This is a genomic window from Candidatus Eisenbacteria bacterium, from assembly GCA_030017955.1.
GTDB lineage: Bacteria > Eisenbacteria > RBG-16-71-46 > JASEGR01 > JASEGR01 > JASEGR01.
Genome location: JASEGR010000120.1, coordinates 1 through 5202, shown reverse-complemented (window position 1 = coordinate 5202; position 5202 = coordinate 1). Strand labels below are relative to the sequence as shown.

Genomic DNA, 5202 nt, shown 5'->3' with positions numbered 1-5202 from the left:
ATCTGCCCGGTAACATTCTAGTGAGGCAACAGCCAGCCTTCAGTAACAATTTCGATGAGTCAATGCGACGGGAAAAACAATTGACGTTCAACAGGCCTTGCTGAAACGATGGTTGCTGGGTACCCATCACGGGGCTGTTAGCCATGAGCATCTCGACTATTACCTCGATGAGTACACGTTCAGGTTTAATCGTCGGACTTCTCGCTACCGGGGAAAGCTCTTCTATCGACTTATGCAGCAGGCAGTAGCAATAAAACCAGTACAGTATTCAGCGCTGGTCAAACATGCAAGAGGACCAAAGCCTAAAAAACACAACATATAGTGACTAGTGGAGTCAAGGGGATACCCCGATACTTTTATTATGAGTCAATTCGATGTGTTGACATAACCTCCTCCATGTTGTAGAATTACATTGTAGAGACAATGCAAGCTTGCGATGCATTCTCGCACTCCAGCTCCATTCGGCAGTAAGAGCAGGGATGACATGAAAAGCACGTTTGTCTTTCTTGTCCTCAGCCGCGCACGCGGATTCCTCAGCCCCCAGCCAAGGACAAAAACCCGACCTCGCAGTTCACGCGTCTCCAGATCCCCTGATCATATGACTTGCTGCGTGACAGCCCTATCGCGTTGTGCAATGACGGTAGTTGTGTCGTGGATGATTACTGTTGCCGTCAGCTTTGCATTTGAAATGCACGCGATCGCCCAGCAGACTACTGGCGGCCACGACGAAACGACGGAAGACCACACTGGCGCCCAGTGGAACAGCGTGTTTTACGCAGTACCCACCCCAGACTCTGTTGTTGCGGGTATAACAGGCACCCATCTGCTCATAACCGAGGTGGGTTGGCATGGCCCAAACATTTTCAGCGCTTCAGACTCGGCAGAATTCATCGAGATCTACAATCCCACCTCGGATTCACTTGACCTTTCCAAGTACTATCTCGCTGATGCCAACGGCTATTCGGCCTTGCCTCAAACTGGGACCGTGAATCTTGCCGGGAGCCAAACGGACTGGGCCTTCAGGTTCCCGGATGGCTCCAGGATCAACCCCGGAGAGGTCAAGCTGATAGCTTGCGATGGGGGGCGGTATAAGCGTGACACCAGCAAAGATGCTGACTTCATGCTGTTCAATGCTGGAGGCGCTACAACTGCTGTTCAGATGGTCGATGTCGGCAGCAACAAGGGTTATCCATATCCGGGCTATAACCTGCTCACCGATTTTGGAGAGTTCATTTGGCTTTTTTTCTGGAACTGTGTCTCTGACCTCGTGTGTGACGTTGATCTCGTCTACTGGGGTAGCGGGACGGGAGGCGATTGGCCGGTCCTCAAGCTTGCCACTTCTTGCCAGGATGGCCCGGACCCTGATACGCTCAGCTCGTGTTACAACAACGACATTGGGAATCCGGCGGGATCGTTTGCCAAAGCTCTGGCCATGCCGTACCCTTTCTGGGGCACCCGGCAACGAATTGGACCAGAAGGATCTGAGGGGGCCGGCGGGAATGGGTGCATGGCAGGGGGACGCATAAGCGGAACGGTTTATCATGATCTGAACGGTAATGGCCAGCCAGACAGCCTCGAACCCGGCCTTCCTGGATGGGCTGTGTACATAAGTGGGCAGGTTTCAGACTCAACAAGCACCGACTATCTTGGGAATTACTCCTTCGCCTCTCTACCTTCTGGCACCTACGAAGTCAGCATAGAGTCGAACGCAGGGTGCAATCAGACTTTTCCCGCATTTCCTGGCACGTGGACGGTTGTTATTGATGATTCTATGCCCATTTGGACCTGCATTGACTTTTTGGTCATCTGCTATCTTCCCTGCGACCTCGCTTATAAGTGGCGAAAGGGACCTCCCATCCAGGTCATTCGTGACTTTCAGTACTGGCCGCCCGATGACACGTTGAGGCATATGAGGCCAGGTGATGTAATCGGCATCTCACTTATAGGGGAAGATTACGACTTTCTTGTTCAGAAGTGCGTTGACTGCCGTGGGGACTCGGTCGTCAAAAAATGGGGACCCTACTCTGACCTCCTGGAGTACGAGTGGAAGCTCACAGGTCCTGGGACGTTGATAAAGCCTTCCGGCCTCATTGAGGCCACAGCAGTCATGTACCAGATTCCAATATGCGACTGGCAGGACGAGTATGAAGTCAAGGTGGCACTCATAGACTTATCTATCAAGAACCAGTCGGCTGGTGCCAAGGCTCTTGATGACAGCCTGTACGCGGGCCGATTAGTTGTGAGCATGATAAAAGACTGTACTTCTCCGCTGCCCGGTGGGATCAGGGTCCTGATTGGTAAAGGTAGCGGAAGTCCAAAAGAGCCTGAACAGATTGAAGAATTCGAACTGGGAACCTGTCTTCCGCAACAGCCAATATGGGAGCGGCGAGATCCAATATCTGCTGCAGACATCCTTGTCGACGAAGCGCCAAATCTCTGCCCTGATTACCTGACTCTGCTTTCAGTGCTTGCTGCGGACGTCGACTCTGTCAGCCTAAGCTGTGTTGACTATGAGCCCTATTGCGTTCCTGAGTCCGCCACAATCCTGCCACTTGACCCTCTCCGCTACACCTGGAGCCTGGAGGAAGGCAAAGGGTCTTTTCCTCTGGGTACGGCGGGCGCGACGGTAGTATTCAGGCGGTCGCGTTCTGCTGGTGCTAAGGTAAGATGCACTATCAGAGACAGTCAAACACAGTTCATTGACTACGAAGTCATAAAGGACATAAACATAACCAAGGCGAAGCCGCCACAAGCATTTGTGGGTGTTGGCGACATTCAGGCCAAGCCCGGAGGTATCCCGACCGGCATTCCTTTGTGGAGCCTACGTGATGCGGCGGAAGAAGCCGAAAAGAAATACGCGAGTGCCGGGTATGCGGTCACAGTCTCTCTGGAGGCTACCCAGGACAAGGTCAAGGAAGTCGTGCAGAATTCCTGCTATCAGGCTCTCTGGATTACCGGGCACGGCTGGGGTGGCTCGATAGACCTGTCGGGCGGAAAAGGGTTTGGCCCGGCTGCTGTTGATGAATGGAGCTTCGAAAAATGGGGATGCTATCACTCCCCATTCATCAGGGAGATGGTTCTGCTAGGGTGCAAAACATATACCCACAAGTGGAAAAGCCGTTTTGTATGCGCATTGCTGCACACATTCAATCACCTCCTGATTGCAGCTGAAGCTGCAGGCCTGATTGGCCTTGACCCGTACACGTGGGAGGTCACGGAGCATTTTCCACCGCCAGCTCACAATCTTTCGGCTCTCTGAGCTCGGCGTTTTTCGAGATTATCGTTGGATATTGTGGAGGAGAGATTGATCAACACCATGCAGCCTAGATCTCAAGCGCCCCCCTGCGTGGTCAATTTGTCTTGGTGGTCGTGTTGGAAGCTCTGGCCGCTCATTGGTCTCGTTCTCATTTCAGGCTTTGGAGTGGCTCCGGTGTTCAGTGGGACCTGGCTTGCCCGTTACAACGGACCCGGCAATGGCAATGATGCAGGTTTTGCGCTTGTCCTCGACGACTCTAACAATGTCTATGTGACAGGGGCAAGCACTGGGGATGGCAGCGGACTGGATTATGTAACCATCAGGTATTCGCCAGATGGTGCTCAGCTTTGGGAACGCCGTTTCAACGGCACAGCGAATGGTGATGACCAGGGGATTGCGCTTGCCGTCAGCGGTACAGGGGAGGTGTACGTTACAGGCACGAGCTGGGCCGATACGAGCGGGAACGATGTTGTCACTCTGAGATACACTTCTTCGGGAGAACCTGTTTGGACAAGGTCATTCAACGGATTGGCAGACGACTGGGATGAGCCTACTGCTATCGCCCTGGACAGTGAGGGCAATGTATATGTGGCTGCCATGAGCTACGACACACTGACGGCGTTTGACTATGCTCTCCTTAAGTACACAGAATCGGGTTCTCTTGTGTGGGACATGCGCTACAATGGGTCCGGGAATGGGTACGACATACCAACCGCCCTGGATCTGGATAGCATGGGAAACATCTTCTTGACCGGCTTGAGTCGGGGCACCGGGCGGGCGGACGACTATTGGACCCTGAAATGTTCCCCTTCCGGAGCGGTCCTCTGGGAAAGACGCTACGACGGTCCGGGGAATTTTGAGGATTGGCCCTACGCTTTGCTTGTTGACGGATCTGGGAATGTTTATGTGACTGGCTTCAGCAGTGGGGCTGACAGCGTGGCAGACTGCGTGACACTAAAGTACTCCGACTCCGGAACGCTTCTCTGGGAAGCGCGCTACAACGGACCCTCAAACCGGTGGGATAGAGGTTCTAGATTGAAACTGGACGGTTCCGGAAACGTGATCGTGGCGGGCGCCACCTTTGGCCCTGACAGTTCCTATGACTATCTTGTTCTTAAGTATTCACCTTCCGGTGCGCTTCTTTGGGACAGGACTCTCAATCGCACTGCGCATGGCTGGGATGAAGCAACTGCTTTGGCGATAGACGCGTCTGACAATATCTATGTAGCAGGATTGAGCACCGGATATGGCACTTCGTACGATTATCTCACAGCCAAGTGGTTTCCCACTGGCGTACTCACTTCGGCCATGCTTTATGGTGGTCCGGGAAATGACATTGACGTTCCTTCCGGTTTGGCAGTGGATGATTCCGGCTATGTGTATCTTACCGGATTGAGCTATGGAACAGGGACAGGCTCTGATCTCGCAACTATGAAATGGGTTTTGACGCAATACCCGATGGGATTCGAAGAGAGCTTGCCCGGTATTCAACTTCCCATAAGATATGCCCTGGAGCAGAACAACCCCAATCCACTGAGCTGCAGAACTCGGATACAGTTTCAACTTCCGGAGGCCTCCTGGGTCGTTCTTAAGATCTTTAGTGTCTCTGGCAGGGAGGTGCGCACTCTGGTGAATGAAAACAGACCTGCAGGCTACTTCGCTGTTGAGTGGGATGGGAAAGACGCACGTGGGCGTGACGCGGCGAGCGGGCTCTACATTTGCCGCATGCAGGCACGCAATTTTGAAGATACGAAGAAGATGATACTCCTCCGATAGTATCAAATGACCCCATGAGGCTCTCGGTTCCCTGTGGAGGGGACCGGGGGCCTTTTGGCATTTTAGTTATTGGGGTATCCCCTTGACTCCACTAAATACAAGATATAGTATGCCGGAGCATGGAAGAGTATCCAAGAACTCTGGCAGGAATCGAGCGTCAATTTGCAACG

At 53.0% G+C, this 5202-nt stretch carries 2 protein-coding genes and 1 pseudogene; all 3 read left to right on the top strand.

The window, feature by feature from the left end; genetic code table 11:
- Positions 1-94 precede the first annotated feature (94 nt).
- The 3 genes and pseudogenes from QME66_12510 (at position 95) to QME66_12500 (ending at position 5032) form a co-directional block, all read left to right on the top strand.
- Positions 95-322 (top strand): annotated as a pseudogene (locus tag QME66_12510) (transposase).
- Positions 323-634: 312 nt separating this feature from the next.
- Positions 635-3259 (top strand): SdrD B-like domain-containing protein, encoded by a 2625-nt coding sequence (locus QME66_12505; protein ID MDI6809777.1) that lies wholly within the window; start codon positions 635-637, stop codon positions 3257-3259.
- Between the two features lie 57 nt (positions 3260-3316).
- A complete protein-coding gene (locus QME66_12500) occupies positions 3317-5032 on the top strand; it encodes an SBBP repeat-containing protein (protein ID MDI6809776.1) in 1716 nt (571 codons plus the stop codon).
- Positions 5033-5202 lie beyond the last annotated feature (170 nt).

Bases quoted from the DNA above. Each gene is read 5' to 3' on its own strand.
- QME66_12500 (MDI6809776.1), top strand. From the start codon at position 3,317: ATGCAGCCTAGATCTCAAGCGCCCCCCTGCGTGGTCAATTTGTCTTGG.
- QME66_12505 (MDI6809777.1), top strand. From the start codon at position 635: ATGACGGTAGTTGTGTCGTGGATGATTACTGTTGCCGTCAGCTTTGCA.